The organism is Streptomyces cupreus (assembly GCF_014257025.1).
Classification (GTDB): Bacteria; Actinomycetota; Actinomycetes; order Streptomycetales; family Streptomycetaceae; genus Streptomyces; species Streptomyces cupreus.
This window is the reverse complement of record NZ_JACMSF010000028.1, coordinates 12,187-28,592: the sequence shown is the minus strand read 5'-3', so window position 1 is coordinate 28,592 and position 16,406 is coordinate 12,187. Positions and strand designations below refer to the sequence as shown.

Annotated in this window: 10 protein-coding genes and 5 pseudogenes; 10 read left to right on the top strand and 5 right to left on the bottom strand. The window is 69.9% G+C overall.

Going from position 1 to position 16,406, the window contains the following annotated elements; all coding sequences use genetic code 11:
• The first annotated feature begins 195 nt into the window (after nt 1-195).
• Nucleotides 196-774: a hypothetical protein gene (locus tag H4N64_RS24345; protein ID WP_186284543.1), complete on the top strand. Its 579-nt coding sequence runs from the start codon at nt 196-198 to the stop codon at nt 772-774.
• A gap of 89 nt (nt 775-863) precedes the next feature.
• On the opposite strand, the gene H4N64_RS24340 is transcribed toward H4N64_RS24345, so the two are convergent.
• Together H4N64_RS24340 and H4N64_RS24335 are read right to left on the bottom strand one after the other, a co-directional pair.
• Nucleotides 864-4,940, bottom strand: coding sequence for a trypsin-like peptidase domain-containing protein (locus tag H4N64_RS24340; RefSeq protein WP_186284542.1), 4,077 nt, complete (start codon nt 4,938-4,940; stop codon nt 864-866).
• Nucleotides 4,941-4,945: 5 nt separating this feature from the next.
• The gene (locus H4N64_RS24335; protein WP_186284541.1) at nt 4,946-5,257 is read right to left on the bottom strand and encodes a trypco2 family protein; all 312 of its coding nucleotides are present in this window, start codon (nt 5,255-5,257) and stop codon (nt 4,946-4,948) included.
• A 113-nt stretch (nt 5,258-5,370) separates the two neighbouring features.
• On the opposite strand from H4N64_RS24335, the pseudogene H4N64_RS24330 reads away from it, so the two are divergent.
• Nucleotides 5,371-5,616: pseudogene (locus H4N64_RS24330) on the top strand (helix-turn-helix domain-containing protein); the annotation flags it as partial.
• 67 nt (nt 5,617-5,683) lie between these two features.
• Here the strand turns inward: H4N64_RS24330 and H4N64_RS24325 are convergent.
• Nucleotides 5,684-6,817 (bottom strand): S1 family peptidase, encoded by a 1,134-nt coding sequence (locus H4N64_RS24325; RefSeq protein WP_186284540.1) that lies wholly within the window; start codon nt 6,815-6,817, stop codon nt 5,684-5,686.
• A 440-nt stretch (nt 6,818-7,257) separates the two neighbouring features.
• Between H4N64_RS24325 and H4N64_RS24320 the strand changes: the two genes are divergently transcribed.
• The 7 genes and pseudogenes from H4N64_RS24320 to H4N64_RS24290 all read left to right on the top strand — a co-directional run bounded on the left by H4N64_RS24320 (nt 7,258) and on the right by H4N64_RS24290 (nt 14,256).
• On the top strand, nt 7,258-8,172 hold the full coding sequence (locus H4N64_RS24320; protein WP_418896289.1) for an endonuclease/exonuclease/phosphatase family protein: 915 nt from the start codon (nt 7,258-7,260) through the stop codon (nt 8,170-8,172).
• Between the two features lie 438 nt (nt 8,173-8,610).
• Nucleotides 8,611-10,509 (top strand): annotated as a pseudogene (locus H4N64_RS24315) (AfsR/SARP family transcriptional regulator).
• A gap of 134 nt (nt 10,510-10,643) precedes the next feature.
• Nucleotides 10,644-12,275: a phospholipase D-like domain-containing protein gene (locus H4N64_RS24310; protein WP_186284538.1), complete on the top strand. Its 1,632-nt coding sequence runs from the start codon at nt 10,644-10,646 to the stop codon at nt 12,273-12,275.
• 15 nt (nt 12,276-12,290) lie between these two features.
• Nucleotides 12,291-12,476, top strand: a pseudogene (locus tag H4N64_RS46840) (IS701 family transposase); the annotation flags it as partial.
• Nucleotides 12,401-12,858, top strand: a pseudogene (locus H4N64_RS24300) (transposase); the annotation flags it as partial. The pseudogenes H4N64_RS46840 and H4N64_RS24300, both read left to right, overlap by 76 nt.
• Nucleotides 12,859-12,936: 78 nt before the next feature.
• Nucleotides 12,937-13,530 carry a DUF4291 family protein gene (locus tag H4N64_RS24295; RefSeq protein ID WP_186284598.1) on the top strand — a complete coding sequence of 198 codons (594 nt, stop codon included), beginning with the start codon at nt 12,937-12,939 and terminating at the stop codon, nt 13,528-13,530.
• A 201-nt stretch (nt 13,531-13,731) separates the two neighbouring features.
• Complete coding sequence (locus H4N64_RS24290; protein WP_186284537.1) at nt 13,732-14,256, top strand: hypothetical protein; 525 nt, start codon at nt 13,732-13,734, stop codon at nt 14,254-14,256.
• Between the two features lie 456 nt (nt 14,257-14,712).
• On the opposite strand, the pseudogene H4N64_RS24285 reads toward H4N64_RS24290, so the two are convergent.
• Both H4N64_RS24285 and H4N64_RS24280 read right to left on the bottom strand, forming a co-directional pair.
• A pseudogene (locus H4N64_RS24285) lies at nt 14,713-15,135 on the bottom strand (transposase); the annotation flags it as partial.
• Nucleotides 15,136-15,206: 71 nt separating this feature from the next.
• Nucleotides 15,207-15,815 carry a YdeI/OmpD-associated family protein gene (locus tag H4N64_RS24280; RefSeq protein WP_186284536.1) on the bottom strand — a complete coding sequence of 203 codons (609 nt, stop codon included), beginning with the start codon at nt 15,813-15,815 and terminating at the stop codon, nt 15,207-15,209.
• 30 nt (nt 15,816-15,845) lie between these two features.
• Between H4N64_RS24280 and H4N64_RS46835 the strand changes: the two genes are divergently transcribed.
• The gene (locus H4N64_RS46835) at nt 15,846-16,292 is read left to right on the top strand and encodes a transposase family protein (protein ID WP_418896288.1); all 447 of its coding nucleotides are present in this window, start codon (nt 15,846-15,848) and stop codon (nt 16,290-16,292) included.
• The last annotated feature ends 114 nt before the right edge of the window (nt 16,293-16,406 follow it).

Here is a 16,406-nt window from a genome sequence, read left to right as displayed (position 1 = left end):
GGGCGTGGCTGAGTGTTCCGCGTTTCCCTGCGTTCCTGGTTGATCCTCGCCGTGCCCGTTGTGGGTCTGTTGGTGCTGGCGTATTCCACTGCAACGTCCCAGCAGCGCGCATCCGCGGAACTGCCGACTCCCGCAGAGCCGTTGCAGGACAGTCCGCTCCGCGGCGGCGGCACGGCCCAGCTCTCAAGGTGCGGCGTGGACGATTGGCCGCGGCCGGCACCGCGGGGGAAAGGCGAGCGGGGCGAGGACCCGCAGCTGGTGCTCACCGGCTGGGGCTACTACGACCCGGGGTCGAAGGTGCCGGGCGAGCCCCGATTCACCGTCCATGCGGCCATCCGGACAGGCGACCGGCCCCTGGTGCTCGACGCACCGCTGGCCAAAGGCCGTGTCACGCTGGATCTCTACGGACCGCACGGTGAGGGCCGCCGCGCCTCGGCCCGCGGGCTCACCGCGACGGTCGTGGACAGCGGTTACATGGGCAAGCCTGTCAAAATGCCGGCGTCCGGCAGTTTCCGTGTCGATCCTGGCAAGGAGTTGCTCCTGGACGTGGAGCTGCCTGCCGGGGCCGTGTGTCCCGGCCACAGCCTGCGCAGCATCAACAAGTGCTCGCCTGAGAACACCAACGACGTCGCGGACTGCCCGGTGCTGGCCCTTACGCTCGCCGACCCGGCGATCCGTGCGTACCGCGCCGAGACGACGGGTGTCAGCTCCGCCGACTCCCTCAGCGACCGGCTTGTCGCGGTTTCCCTGGAACCGAACATCTCCCAGGTGTGAGTAGTCCCAACGAGTTTCTGTCCCTTGCTGCTCCGAAGACTCCAGCCGCGTAGTCCTGGCGCAACGCAACACGGCTCGTCCCGCGTGCTTCACAGCTTCTGGGGAAGGTCCGATGCCCCAGTGCGGATGGGGGCTCGATGCGTCATCTGTTCGGCGGGGAGCCGGATCACTCCGAGCTGGGCTGCGATCTCTTGCAGGCACGCCGGTTCCAGGGCGGCCAGTGGGGCAATGACGTCCTCGGTGAAGCCGTGGGCCAGGGAGCGCTTGACCAGGTCGACAGGCGGCGGGGAGGTGGTGGCCGCGGCGAGGGCCAGGCAGTAGGCGGCGTCGTCCTGGAGGTCGTCGATGAGGGGGAGTGCCTCGGTCAGGAGGCCTGCCTCCAGCATCGCTTTGATCATGTCGGTCAGCACGACCTCGGCCAGCACTTCGCTCAGTCGGCGGGCTTCGGCGTGAAAGCGATCCCACAGGCGCAGGCGGACGACTGTTTCCACCGGCACGGTTTGGGTTCCGTAGTCGGCGCCCGTGACCAGGGTCGCGTGCTGGAGCGTATCCAGGAGGCGGGTGAAATCGTCGGTGAGGCCGGTGGCCAGGCACGCTGTGGTGAGCCAAGGACGGGCCCAGAGGCCGCTTTCCAGCGTTACGCCGGGGTCTGCGGTTCGGGCGAGTAGAGCCGTGACATCGCGGCACAGGTGCTGGTGGCCGGCGTCGCACATCTCGACGATCATTGCGGCTGCCAGTTCCTGACAGCGGGCTGGGCCCCGCGGGGAACCCGAGGGCATGGTCAGGGCCGTTTCGTGGATCAGGGAGATCGCTGAGGGGATGTCGTCCGACACCAGGTGCGCACGGAACTGGAGTGTGCGGCCGGGAAGGTCGGTCTTGGCGAGCCGGCGTGCCAGAGCGAGGGCCGTTTCGGCGTGCCCGGCGCGGAGGTGGAGGGAGATGAGCTCGTGAGTGACGCGGGTGCGCCAGCCTGCGACGCTCGGGTCCGTGGACTTCTCGATGCCTTCGGTCACCTGGGCGATGAGCAGATCGAGATCGGCGGTGCGGTGATTGCCGTGCGCCGCGACAGCCGTGGCGGCGTGCAGCAGTATGTCGATGCGGTCGAGCTGATCTGCCTCGACCCCCTTCGCGATCGTCAGGGTGTGGTCGAGGCGGTCAAGCCGGGCGGCTGTGCTTGCCACAGCCTGCGCCTCCCACCTGGTATGGCTGTCGTCGCTGTCCTGCAGCACCGTGTGAAGGGCCAGTTCCAGGGCCGGCATGGCCAGGTCCGCTCGTCCGGCGGTGTCAGCGGCCCGGGCGAAGGCCGCCAGGACGGTGGGCGGCGGCGTGTTCCTGGTCTCGTCGAGGGCAGCCTCCACCTCGCGTGCCACGACAGCGGCGTTCTGGGGCGTATCGGAGTCGAGCAGCCCCAGGGCGGTCTCTGCGAGGTGGTCCGCACGGACGGAGGGGTTGGCGATGTCCTGGGCCAGAGAGACTGCCAGCGAGAGGTGGCCGTTGATCAGGGCTGACGCTGCGGCGTCGGCGAGCAGCTCGTCGGAGGCCCCGGGTCGGCGAGGATCGAGGCCGTGGGCGGCGAGGGCCTTATAGGCGAGCTCGTCAAGATCGAGACCGGGAGAGGACTGGGCGGGCAGGGCGAGCAGGTGGCGGGCCCGGTCCTCGTCCTGGTAGGGGGCTGATTCCACGAGTTCGGAGGCGGTGAACTCATGGTTCAAGGCGGTGAGGAGCACCTCGGGCACGTTACGGCGGCCTCCCTTGGCGAAGTGCTCGCCGCAGGCGGTGAGGAGGGCTCGTTTCCTGTCGTCCCGGTCCAGGTCGGCGAGGTGCTGGACGAGGCGGTCGAGGTCGCCGAGCGCGGCGAACGCCGGCGCGAGGAGGCCGCAGAAGTCGGGGCGGTCCTCGGCATCGGCGTGTGCGATGGCCTCCTCGATGAGGGTCCGTGTCAGCGCGGGATCGATCTCGGCCAGGGTGTCGGCGACGGTGGTGAGGGACCAGCCTCGCTCGTCGCCGCTGTCGGTGAGGGCTTCGCGAGCGAGATCGGCGGCGGCTGGTTCGCCGTGCCGCGCAAGCGGGAGGGCTGCGCGCACCGTATGTGCCATCCGCTCCAGGGACAACCTCCCCGGTACGGCCATGGCTTCGTGGATGAGGTTCCGTGCCTCGGCCGGCCGGCTGTCCAGCAGGTGCTCGCCGATCGCCAGCAGAGCGTCGGCCTGCACGTAGACGTTCTGCAGGGTACGGGCGAGCTGGATGCCCTCCTCGGCTCGGCCGAGGCGTACCAGCAGCAGCGGATACGTGGCGGGCATGGTGAAGTTGTCGGCCTCGATTTGCCTGCGGAGCAGTGACACCCGCGTCAGCAGGGTGAGGTCGCAGTCGGGGGCCGCCTCGAGGAGCCTTGCTGCGTTGGACAGTTCGGACAGGGCGGCCAGATCGCCGTCGGTGCGGCGGCGGAGGAGGGCGCGGCGCGCGGGGGAGGCCAGGGCTGCCAGCGTTCGGCCGGCGCCTTCGGTGAGCAGGAGGGTCGGGTACGCCTCGGTCAGGTAGTCCGGGGTGTCGTCGGGCCAGTTGGCCGTGGCGAAGCCGAGGGCCCAGTCGTCGATGGCGGTGCGGGTGTGGGTGAACTCCTCGGGTTCCAGGTCCTCCTGGACTGCGGCGGCCAGGGTGTCATGGGCGAGGGTGTACCGGGTCGGTGTACCGGGGCGCGGTTCCACGACCCGGGAGAGCTGTCGTTCCAGGGTCCTGCGGATCGTCAGCGGGGAGTCGTTGACGATCGAGGCGATGTCCCTGTTGCTCAGCGCGCCGCCGGCGGCCGTCATCGTGGTCAGGACGGTGCGCGGGAGAGGTTCGGTGAGCAGGTGATCCAGCTCTTGGCGGGCGCGCAGGAGCAGGCTTTTCGCTGCGGGGAATGGTGTCAGCGTCTGGCGGCGGCAGGTGCGCAGCGGGTGGTTGCCGTCGACGTCGAGCGGCAGGTCGGAATGGCGGCTTGTCACCAGGACGTGTGCGGTCGGACCGAGCGTGGTCGGGAGCTGCGCGGCGATGCTGGGCTCGGCCAGCTCGCGGTAGTCGTTCTCGTCCAGGCCGTCGACGAGCAGCAGCAGGGACCGTCCGGGGATCCGCATCGCGCGTCCCCAGAGGCTGAGGAAGGCGGCCGCGTCCGGTTCGGCGGGCGGGAACTCGCCCAGCAAGGCGGCGAGTTGATCACACATGGCCCGGTGGAACTGCTGGACGCGCATCTGCCCATCGCGCCGTGAGATGACGAACGACACCACGTCCAGCGCGGGGTGGGACCCCGTGGCGAAGTGGGTGACCAGCGAGGTCTTTCCGGCCCACGGACCGGCGACGAGCATGAGGTAGGGGTCCGGCCCGGTCGCGAACGTCAGGAGGTCGGTGAGTTCCCGGTCGCGGCCGGTCAGTTCGGCGCACCGGGCTGCGTACTGACGAAGCATCGCCTCGTAGGCCGGGCGACGCCGCTCCGTCCCGCTCAGGGTTTGTGGCAAGACGCCGTGCGATGCCAGCAGTTGACGTGCTGCGGTGGCGCTCGGTTCGGGCTCGCGCTCGCCTTCCGCGCGCGGCTCGTACGCGCCGATCACAGTAGCCAGTCGTACGGCCTCCAGCGCGCCCGAGTGGGCCGACTCCACGACGACGCCGACGGCCGACGCTTCACAGACGACGCCCGCTCCCGAGAAGCCGCTCCAGTCGCGTGCTTCCAGGCGGCGGCCGTCCGCCCGATGCAGCAGCAGGCGGCCCCGCTTCACACTCGACCCGAGCGGGATCACCCCGTCGATCTGGTCGCTGTCGCGCCAGGTCGCCGTGTCCGTGTCCGTCCAGCTCTGATGGCGCGGAAAGCCGATCGCGGTGAACGCAAGCCGTCCGTCAGTCTCGTCCGGTACGACTCCGATGGCCATCGGCGCGACCTCGTCGAGGGGGACGTCCGGAGCGAGTTCGACAAGCGCGACGTCCAGCCGGTCACCTCGCCACACCGTCCGGCCGGTGACGACGATCTCGTCGGGGGCGCCGCCGGACAGTCGCACCCTGACCAAGCCACCGCCCTCAACCACATGCCCGGCCGTCACCACCAGGGATGTCGCCAGCCGCAGCCCCGAGCCGTACCCGGTACCGCCGTCCTGCTCGACCAGGACTTCGGCACACCGCCCGGCGAGTGAGTCCACCACCGGCCTCAGCGCGGGAGTTCAGGCAGCCGGTCGGTGACCGACAGCGGTCGGCCTGCGTCGTCGGTGGGAGCAAGGGTCATCCGCACACGCTGAGTCCGGCCGCCGCTGTGCTTGCCGTCGGCGCCCGCCTCGACCACCCACAGCTTCAGCCCGCCGCGCCCGCTTGCCTCCCGCGCCATCGTGACCTCGAACTCCAGCTCCACAGCCCCGACGCCGAACTTGACCCCGCGGCCCGCCCCTTCCTGCTGTGCGGTCTCCAACTGATCGCGGACTACGCGGATGTAGTCGGCCAGCGGCACGCCCTCGGGATCGCTCATCAGATGCTGCCTCCACCTATGTCGATGTCACGAGTCTGCCAGGCGTCCACCTTGTTCGTATGCGAACCGGATGTGTTTGACCTTGACACGCCCAGGTCTACGAGCGAGTCCCGGCCAGTGCGGACGAGTTGAGGTGCAGCCCCACGACGGTTCGCCGTTGGTTGCATCGCTTCAACCGCGCTGGCCAGGACGGGGCTGGAGGATCTGGGCGGTCAGGACCGCAAGCGCCCAGCTCAACGCCCGAGCTCGGCCCTGGCCCTGGGTATGGGAAGACCTGCACCTTCAACCCGCGTCTTACGGCGCCGGTATGTGTACACCGTTTGAGGAATCCACCGCTAGCCCGGCCAGGCCGCCAGTAGTCGCCAGGCAGTGGAGGTCACTGGCTCGGGAGCTCCGCCGCGTCGCCGTGCGCAGGACGCCCGACGCTCACGCCGTGTGCAGGCGCAGGCCGTAGCGGTTCAGGATCTCGTTGACCGGCTGGTACCACGTCTGGCCGCCGCTGGAGCAGTTGCCCCACCCGCCGGAGGTGACGCCCTGGGCCTGGTCGCCGGAGATGAAGGAGCCTCCGGAGTCGCCCGGTTCGGCGCACACGCTGGTCTTGGTGAGCTGGTGCACAGCGCCCTGGCTGTAGTTCACCGTCTCGTTCTTCGCGAGGACGGTCCCGCAGTGCCAGCGCGTCGTGGAACCGGAGCGGCAGATCGACGCACCGACGGGAGCCTCGTTCGAGCCGCGCACCAGTTGGTCGGGGACCGTGCCCCAGCCGAGCACCACGGGCACGGTCCACCAGCCGTTGCCCACACTCACCCAGGCGTAGTCGTTTTCCGGGAATGACGAGCCCTGGAAGGTGCCGACGGCGGTGTGGTCCCAGCCCCTGACCGCAGCGCCGCTCTGCCCGCAGTGGCCGGCGGTGACGAAGCCGCCATGGACCGAGAAGCCTATGGAACAGCGGACGTTGCCCGTGTAGTAGGGGTCGCCGCCGACGGTTCCGGCGGCGAACGGCTGGGGAGGCGCGTTCACTTCGCGGATCTGGACGGGGCCGGCCCTGAGCGCCCCTTCCACGAAGGATCTGACATCGTTATCAGAACGCTGTGATGCGACGACGTCCACCACCACGCGGTTGGCCTTGTGGTCCACCCGCCACGCGGCGACGCCTTTGGGCGCTTCGGCCTTGTCGAGCTGCTTCTTCGTGGCGTCCAGCCGGGCCGCGGAATAGACGGCTTGGCGGACGTCGGCGCCCGCGGCGCGTAGTTCCCCGGCCAGCGCCGGATCGGTCGTGGCGACCGTCAGTCTGCCGGTGTCCGCGTCGAACCAGCTGCCCGCGTAGGAGCTGCCGGCCAGGCTCTTGACGCGCCGATCCACGGTGATCGCATGCCGCTCCGCCGACAGCCGGTGCTCGGCTTCGGACTTCGTCAGGTGCAGGTCCCGCTGCATCGCCTGCACGAGCCCCGGCGACATCTCGGGCACGCCGGGTGCGGCCTGGGCGGTGGGGGTGAGGGAGGCGCCTGCGGCTCCGAGGGCGAGCAGCAGAGCGGCAGCAGGGCGTGATTGCATGTGGCGCATGGGGGTTGCTTCCTTCCGTTCGCTGTGGGGGTATGCCGGCTGACAGCAGCAGGCGCGCGGACGGTGAGAGCGCTCTCAACGCTAGCCGGGAGGTTACGCCGACATCGACAACTGGTCCATACCTACGTCCAGTTGAGCTTCGGCAGGACGAGAAGGCAGGAGAGAGAACCAGCCACCGTTTTCCACCAACTGGTCAGCCGACAGAGCCGGTTAAGCAGAGCAGGCGCTGACGGGGGGAGCGGAAACTGAATCACCTGGCGGTTCGTCTTGGGTGACGAGCCGAGCGGATGGAAAGCCAGGTGGAGCGGTCGTACAGCGGTGTGACATCGAGGGTGAAAGCAGCAGTGCCCAGGTGGGCGCTGCGCTGGGCCAGGCAGCGGCTTCCGGGCGAGGGTGGTGAGGCGGAGGCGAGGCGCCGGTGGGTCGGGACGCGGGGGCGAGTGCCCGCCGTGTTCGCGGTGCTGACGGCCGGGCTGCTGGCGTTCCACCGATCGGTGCCCAACTCCCCTGGCCGTCTGGGCAGTTTGCTGGATGTGTTCCTGCCCTGGCTTGGCCTGGTGGTCCTGGTACTGCTCGGCCTGGGCCTGCTGCGCCGTTCGGCCACCGCTCTGGTTGCTCTGCTCCTGCCGGTGGCAGCCTGGACGTACCTCTTCAGCGGTCTGCTCTTGCCCGGGGCGAAGGCCGGACCGCACGAGCTGGTGGTCGTGCAGCACAACGTCAGTGACGAGAACACCGACCCCGTGGGCACGGCCCGCGCCCTGGCCGACGCAGGGCCCGATCTCATAGCGTTGCAGGAGTTGGTGTCCCAGGAGCTGCAGGCCTACGAGAAGACTCTCGCCCCGGACTACCCGTACCACGCGGTCCGGGGCACCGTCGGCCTGTGGTCGAAGCACCCGCTCACCGATCCCCGGCCACTGGACATCAAACCGCAGGGGCTCGCAGGGCCCTGGAGCCGCGGGCTGCGGACCGTGGTCCACACACCGCGCGGCGAGATCGCGGCGTACGTCGCGCACCTGCCCTCGGTGCGCATCCGGGTGAGCGGCCTCGCATCCTCCTGGCGCGACGAGAGTGCCGACCTGCTGGGCAAGGCCATCGCCGCTGAGCAGCTGAAGACGGTGATCTTGCTGGGCGACCTCAACGGCACGGTCGACGACCGCGGGTTGGCCCCGCTGACCTCACGGATGAACGTGGCGGAGCGCGGGTTCGCCTTCAGCTTCCCCGCCGACTTCCCCCTGGCCCGGATCGACCAGGTCATGGCCTGCTCGGCAACCGTCGCCCACATTGGCACCCTGCCCGCCACCGGCAGCGACCACCTGCCGGTCGCCGCCCGGATCGCGCTGACATCCGTGCGGTAGCCGGGCTCATCCACCCCTGGACGACAAACAGCTCTACGGTCGACGGGGCCCGGGGAACCGCGGCGACGGCACGGTGCCGAGCGGTCATGTCTTCGCAAACGCCGCCTCACGGTGGTGTTGGCCTTGGTGTACGCCATGATCGCCGGGGGAGTGGCGCTGGCGCTGCTTGCCTTGGACGGGAACGCCGTAGGAGGCGAACCACTGTCGGCCCCCTCCTCGTACGTACTCACGCCCCGCTGCCACGGGCCGCCTGCGCAGGCCGGGACACGATGCTCATGGCCTGAGCTGCTGACGCCGACACCCTCACCGAGGCGGCCGCGTGGATGCCGTCAGCGCAGGGTGCCAATGGAGACTGCGACGTGCTGTGGGCAGTGGCCAGTGGCGTGTTCTGCGGCACGGCCGCGCACGCGTGCACCGTAGTCCCGTACGGACCGCGGCGTGAAGGGACCGATGCACCAGGCGGTCCTGGCCCGGCTCGTCGTCGCGCGCCGCCGCGTCGTGCCCGTGTCCCGGCTCGTGGAGGACCTCTGGGACCGAGCCGTCGGCCGACGCCGTCAGCACGCTTCGTACCTTCGTGGCGGCGCTGCGCCGTGCCCTGGAACCCGACCGTCCCCCGAGGGTCCGGCCCCTTGTACTGGTCACCGAGGGCCCGGGCTACGCCCTCAAGGCCGCCGAGGAGGACGTGGACGCATGGCGTTTCGAGCGAGCCGTCCGCGCGGCCGGGGAGTTGCCTCCCAGGCCGTGGGCGGACTCACCGAGGCGCTGAGCTGGTGGCGCGGCCCCGCCTACGCTGGCATCGGCGAGGCCTCCCGGTGCGCTCCGAGCGCTCCCGGCTCGCCGACCTGGAGTGCCAGGCAGTCGAGGCCCGGGCCGAGGCGCACCTCGCCCTGGGCGCCGCCGCCGAGGCGGTACCCGAGCTGGACACCTACGTCAGCGAGCACCCGTGGCGGGAAAATGCCTGGCACCTGCTCGCCTTGGCCCTGTACGGGTCGGGACGCCACAGCGACGCACTGTCCGTCGTCCGCCGTGCCCGGCGCACGCTGAGCGACCAGGTGGGCATCGAACTCGGACCGAGACTGCGCCGACTGGAGAGCGACTTGCTGCGGCAGGCGGACCACCTCGACCCCGGCCCGGGCGGTCCGGCCGCCCAGGTCTGGGCGCAGGCGACCGCCGCCTACGAACGCGCTGTCCCCTCGTACGCCCGCACCCGGCTGGAATCCACCGCGGGACTGATGCGGGACCTGGCGGTGACCGGGGGCGGAGGCCTGGAGGCGGCGCAGCGCCATCGGGTCGCCGCGGTGGCTGCGGCCGAACAACTCGGGGACCCGGAAACCACCGCCCGCGTCATCGGCATTTACGACGTGCCCGCGGTATGGACCCGCTCCGACGACCCCGAACAGGCTCAGTGGCTGGTGGCCGCGGCCGAGCGCCCCTGCGCACGCTGCCGCCGGACGGCCACGAGGCGGCCCGCTGCCGACTGCTGGCCACCATCGCCGTGGAGTCCCGCGGAACCCTGCCCACCGACCGGCCGGCCTCGGGCGGACAAGCCCGGGCCTTCCAGGCCGCCCGGCAGGCCGAGCAGCTCGCGCGAGGGCTGGACGACACCTCCCTGCCGGCCTTCGCGTTGAACGTGGTGTTCATGCAGACCTTTCACCGCGCCGGACTGGCGGCACGCCGGGACGTCATCGGCGCGGAGATCATCTCCGTCTCCGGGCGGGGCGGCCTGGTGACATACGAGATCCTCGGTCACCTCGACCGGCTCCAGTCGCGCTGCGCGGTGTCCGACTTCACCGGGGCCGACCAGCACGCGAGCGCCGCCGACCGGTACGGCCTTCCCCTCGTCGCAGTGTTCACCACCTGGTACCGCGCCCTGCGCACCGCCATGACCCAGCCGCTGCCCGTCGCCGAGGCGGCCTACCGGGAGGCCGGCACGCTCCTGGCGGCGCCGGAATTCCGGGCCTGCCGCACGGTCTGCTGCCCCTGGTCGAACTGAGTCTGCACCTGCGCCACGGCCTCCCGCCGGTGGTGGACGCCGAGACCGACTGGGGACCCTACGAGACCTGGGCACGCCCCCTCCTCCTGGTGGCCGCGGGCGACACCCACGCGGCGCGCGCCTGCCTGCGGGGTATCGCCTCTCCGCCCCGTGACCTCATGTTCGAGGCCCTGTGGTGTCTGGTGGCCACGGCGGCCACCGCCGTCGGCGACCGCGAGGCGATGCAACGAGCCGCCCAGCAGCTTCAGCCGGCGGCCGGTGAACCGGCGGGCGCGCAGAGCGGACTGCTCACCTTCGGGCCAGTCACGCAGTACTTGGCGGAGCTGTCCGAGCAGGGCGGGTGACGGTGCTCGGTGCTGAACACCCGGGTTCGTCCCGCGCTTTTGACGAGCGCGGCACAGAGGTCCGTAAAGGACACACGACCCTTGGGACGAGAGGGTGAGAACGGGGTACCCGGTGGGACCTGGAGGTCCTGGCTGTGGAACTCGACGCATGGCTGCTGACCGCGGCGGAACGCGGCAACGGCGCGACGTGTCTGGACAGGCGCCGATCGGATGCAGCGGCATGGTCGTACGGGAACGCGGTGCGCCCTCTCATCCACGGTGCGACGTACTTCGCGGAACTTCTGCGCGCGATCCGTGCGCAGCGCGCCGGGGACCTGCTCATGTTCACTGACTGGCGGGGCGACCCCGACGAGCGCCTGGACGGTCCGGGGAGCGAGATCGGTACCGTCCTGGGCGAGGCGGCCGAACGCGGCGTGATCGTCAAAGGTCTGATCTGGCGCTCTCACCTGGACCGCTTGCAGTTCAGTGAGGCCGAGAACCGCCACCTCGGCGAAGAGATCGAGACGGCGGGCGGGGAGTGCCTGCTCGACATGCGGGTACGCCCGGGCGGATCGCACCATCAGAAGTTCGTCGTGCTCCGGCATGCCGGCCGCCCCGAGCTCGACGTCGCGTTCGCCGGCGGCATCGACCTGTGCCACAACCGGCACGACGACGCGGCCCACCGCGGCGATCCCCAGCCACTGCGGATCGCGACCGCGTACGGACCGCATCCACCGTGGCACGACGTCCAATTGGCGATACGTGGACCGGCCGTCGGCGACATCGAGGCCTGCTTCCGTGAACGCTGGACGGACACGGCGCCGCTCAGCCGTAGCCCGCTCGTCCGCCTGCGGGAACTCGTTCACGGAGAGGACACCGAAGCCGATCCGCTGCCGCCTCAGGCACCGGACCCGTCACCCTGCGGCACCGCCACAGTCCAGGTCCTGCGTACCTACCCCAACCGGCTGTTGCGCGGCTACGACTTCGCCCCCGACGGCGAGCGCAGCATCGCGCGCGGCTACCGCAAGGCGCTGCGGCGAGCCCGTGCCCTGATCTACCTGGAGGACCAGTACCTGTGGTCGCCGCGCGTGGTGGAATGCTTCGCCGATGCGCTGAGCGCCAACTCCGGCCTGCGGCTGATCGCGGTCGTCCCCTCCTTTCCCGAACAGGACGGCCGGCTGACCCTGCCGATGAATCTGGTCGGCCGGATCGGTGCCCTGGACAGGCTGCGGCGCGCTGGGGGCGGCCGGGTGGCTGTGTACGGGCTGGAGAATCGTGCCGGGACACCGGTGTACGTGCACGCCAAGGTGTGCGTGATCGACGACGTCTGGGCCTGTGTCGGGTCGGACAACGTCAATATGCGCTCCTGGACCCACGACTCCGAACTCGCCTGTGCCGTCCTGGACGAGTGCGTGGACCCGCGTGAGCCTCGCGACCCCGGCGCCCTCGGGGACGGCGCTCGCCGCTTCGCCAGGAATCTGCGCTTGGAGTTGTCGCGCGAGCACCTGGATTGCGAGGACGTGGACATGGAGAACCCCCGGGCCCCGCACGAGACTGACGAGCTCTGCGACCCCGGGCGCGCCTTCGCCGCCTTTGCGCAGAGCGCCGCAGCACTGGACGCCTGGCACGCCAACGGTCGTCACGGCCCTAGGCCACCGGGGCGCCTGCGGACCTACCGCTCGGCGAGCGTTTCGCGTACGGCAGCGACACTCTCCAGGCCGCTGCACCGCCTCCTCGCCGACCCGGACGGCCGGCCCTTCGGACTGCGGCGCCGCAACGAGTACTGAGCAGCTCCCGGGCAGAAGCAGGAATGCGGCCTGGACGACTACCAGGTCCGCCGCCATCCCGGCCGGCACCGCCACATGACCCTGGCCATGGCCGCCCACGCCTGCCTGACCGTCCTGCGGGCCCTGCTCATCGACGCTTCTCCGAGTGGACGAAGGCCAGGGTGTGGGCCAAGCTCCACTGCCTGGTCCTCGGCGAGCTCGGCTCCCGCAGCGAGTTGGACTGGTCCCGCTGCGCGATCGACTCGGTGAACATGCGGGCTCTGAAAAAGGGGGACCTGACAGCTCCGAATCCTGTGGACAGGGGCACGTACGGTTCGAAGATCCACTTGATCACTGAGCGGACCGGTCTGCCCTGTCCGTCGGAATCTCGGGGGCGAACCTGCACGACAGCCAGGCTCTGATCCCCCTGGTGAAGGGCATACCACCGATCCGGTCCCGCCGAGGGCGCCGACGACGCAGGCCGGACAAGCTGCACGCCGACAAGGGCTACGACTACTCCCACCTGCGACGATGGTTACGCGGACGCGGCATCAACCACCGCATCGTCCGCAAGGGCATCGAGACCTCGACGCGACTGGGCCGTCTGCTATCGCAGGCTCGACACCCAAGTGTGCCGCTAATTCGATGGCGCGCATCGAACGGTACGCCCACGCTGGTCACCGTGGCAGAACCCAAGCACCAGATCCGCGCCCTGTACACGGCTTCCACGGTCACTGTCTACCAGGCGTACGGGCCGGAGATCGGCCTTCCCGCGGCCCGGGACGGTCGCTTCCCGGCGGCCTGGCAGCGGGACCGGATGACATGGATCAAGCCCTCCTTCCTCTGGATGATGTACCGCTGCGGATGGGGCTCCAAGGACGGCCAGGAAACTGTCCTCGCCATCGAGATCACCCGAGAAGGCTTCGAGTGGGCACTGGAACATGCCTGCCTGGCCCACTATGAGCAGGGGCTGCATCCTGACCGCACGACCTGGAAACGCCAGTTGAAGCGGTCTCCGGCCCGGGTCCAGTGGGACCCGGAACGTGACCTGCACCTGCGGCCGCTTCCTCACCGCTCGCTGCAGCTCGGTCTCACAGGAGAAGCCGCACACCGCTACGCGGACGAGTGGACGGTCTGCATCACCGACATCACCACACTTGCGCACACGATTCACGACCACGTACGGGACGGGGACCTGACTGCAGCACGACGCCTCCTACCCGCAGAGCATTCCTACCCAGCGCCCGAAGGAGGCTTGGACCACTTGCACCGGTGAGCGGAGCCGCCAATTGAGATGCGCCTTTACGCTCCCAGACGGCGACGAAGTTCTTCCGTTCCGTGCAACCGAAGGCGTACCTAACGTGTCTCAGTTCCCGCAACGCGCGTAAACGCGCCATATGGGCCCAGAGCCCAGGAACGGGGAACCACGTTGAGGAACGCAACAAGAGTCGCACTGGCCTGCCTGATCGGTGCCGGCATGGTCGCCACCACAGGCGCGGCCGCCCAGGCCGCCCCGGCGACGGAGCACGGATCCACGCCGGAGCAGACGATCGAGAAGGGGTACGCCCTGTCCTGCACCGGGCAGTCCGGAGGCGTCACCGTCACGGTGGACCTCTACCAGAACTCCGCGTTCGGCTCGCACGCCAGCCTGTCGGTCGAGACACCGCACGCGGAGTACGGCGGCGGTTACGGACCGGAGGACACCACGCTCTTCTCCAACGGGACGATCGCGGCCGAGATCCCGGTCAAGACGTTGGACGACACGGCCGAACCGGTAGGTGACGCCGTCATCAGCGGCACCTACGCGGCCGCGGGACAGCCCGAGCGCGTGCACGAGGTCATCGAGGACCCGGCGCACCACTACGTCATCACCACGGGCACCAACACACAGCTCCGGACGGTGGCGGCGGTGGATGTACTCGGCGAGCGGGTCCCGCTGTCCTGCTCCACCGCCTTCGCATTCGACCTCAAGGTGTGGCGGCTGGCTCCGGGTCAGAACTGAGCAACGGTTGTGCATGACCGGCCGTCGGCGCGCCGGCGGCCGGCGTCTGTCCCGAACAGCGCCGAAGCCCGAACTCCAGGCGGCCGGATCGCCCAGCACCCGCCGTCACCAGGTCCGCAAACGGCGCAAGCGTGAGCTGGGCTGGCCGCTGACTGGCACTCTGTTCGGGGCGCCGTCGTCAGGTCATCGCGGTTACCTGTGGACGGCCGCTCCGTCGACTGCCTCAGGTAGGGCGAGTACGAGCTGTTCCGGTGCCGGCCAGTCGCTGCCGGTCCGGAGAGAGTCGGCCAATGCGAGCCGACGGTCCACGCCTCAGGCGGTAGGTCCACTCCACATCCGGCCGTCCGCAGATCAGGCAGGACTGGTCATGCCAGATGATCTCGCTGATGTGGTAGGCGACCATGGGAAACTTCGTCCGCGATTTCTCGTGCGCGCCGAAGTCGCGGCTAACTGGCCCTAACAAAGCTTCTGGACGTGCTGGTGGGTGATCAGGCAGACGGCGAGTCCGAGGAACCGTAGGCGGCGGAAGCCGTGCAGCCAGGAGATCGTCCGCTCGACGACCCAACGGAAGGTGCCCAGGCCGGTGCCGTGCGGTTGTCCCCGCTGGGCGATCGCGGGCCGGATCCCGCGCTGCCGGAGAAGCCGGCGGTACTTGTCATGGTCGTAGCCGCGGTCCGCGAAGAGCATGGCGGGCCGTCGCCGTGGTCGGCCGACGACTCCCGCGACCGCTGGAATCTTGTCCAGCAGCGGCAGCAGTTGGGTGACGTCGTTGCGGTTGCCGCCGGTCAGCGACACCGCGAGCGGGATGCCCTGGCCGGCGGTGATGATGTGGTGTTTGCTGCCCGGGCGTGCACGGTCGACCGGGCTGGGTCCGCTTTTGGGGGTCTTCGATCTTGAGCGGTGCGCCTGCTCAGGGCCTCTGACGTTTCGTCCACGGACCCGCTCCGCGACTACGGGTACAGCTTCTCGCCCTTCGCCAGCATCGCTACGTACTTCTCGATCCGGCGCGCCCGGGTCTCGGCCTTCTTGGCGTCCTGGATCCGGTACAGGATCGCGTAGCGGTTCTGCCGGTCCAGCTTCTCGAAGAACGCCGCCGCGGCCGGTTCGGCGGTCAGGGCCGCCGCGAGGTCGTCCGGCACCGTGGCGGTCTTCGCGCCGTCGTAGGCCGCCTCCCAGCGGCCGTCTGCCTTGGCGCGGTCGACCTCGGCCTGCCCCGGCGGATGCATCCGGCCCTGCTCGATCAGGGCGGCCACCTTGTCCCGGTTGACCTTGGACCACTTGCTGCTCGGCTTGCGCGGGGTAAACCGCTGGAGCCACCACTGGTCGTCAAACTTGGCTTTCTGGCCGTCGATCCAGCCGTAGCAGAGTGCCACGTCGAGCGCCTGGGCGTAGTCCAGCGCGACGATTCCGGGGCCCTTCTTGCGAAGCTTGAGCCAGATGCCGGGCGAGACGGCGTGGTTCTCGCCGAGCCATGCCTCGAATGTCTCGGCGGATTCGAATGCGACGATCTCCAAGTCCTGAGTCACCCCAGCAGCGAACCACACCCGGCCGATTGTCATGACGCATTCGGGCACGGCCCCGGATGCAGGATGCCGACGGGGTGTCCGTTGCGCGGGTTGAGCGGCTGGCCGACGGAAGGGCGCCGAGTTCACCTGGTCACCACCGATGAGACCGCCAGGGCCTGCCCGACCTGCGGAGTCTTCGCCACCCGAGTGAAGGGCTCCGCGGTCACCTGTCCCCGCGACCTTCCGTATGGCGAGAGCGGGCTGGAGTTCCGCTGGCACAAGCGCCGCTGGTTCTGCCGGGAGGCCGGCTGCCCGCGCCGGTCGTTCACCGAGCAGATCGCGCAGATACCGGCCGGCGCCAGGCTGACCGCCCGGCTGCGCAGATACCGGCCGGGCCAGGCTGACCGCCCGGCTGCGCAGTGCGGCCGGGCGCCGCATACGCGATGCCGGCGCCACGGTCATCCAGGCCGCCCGGGACCTGCACCTGTCCTGTCGGACCGTGACGAACGCCTTCCGCATCCAGGCCCGTGAGGTCACCGCCGCGCCGCTGGTGTCTGGTTGCGGAAAGCCGCCGCCCGCGTTCCGCCCCGGGTCAGGGCCGAAGCGGAGACACAGGCGGTCGAGGGCCCGCAGCCACACGTCCTG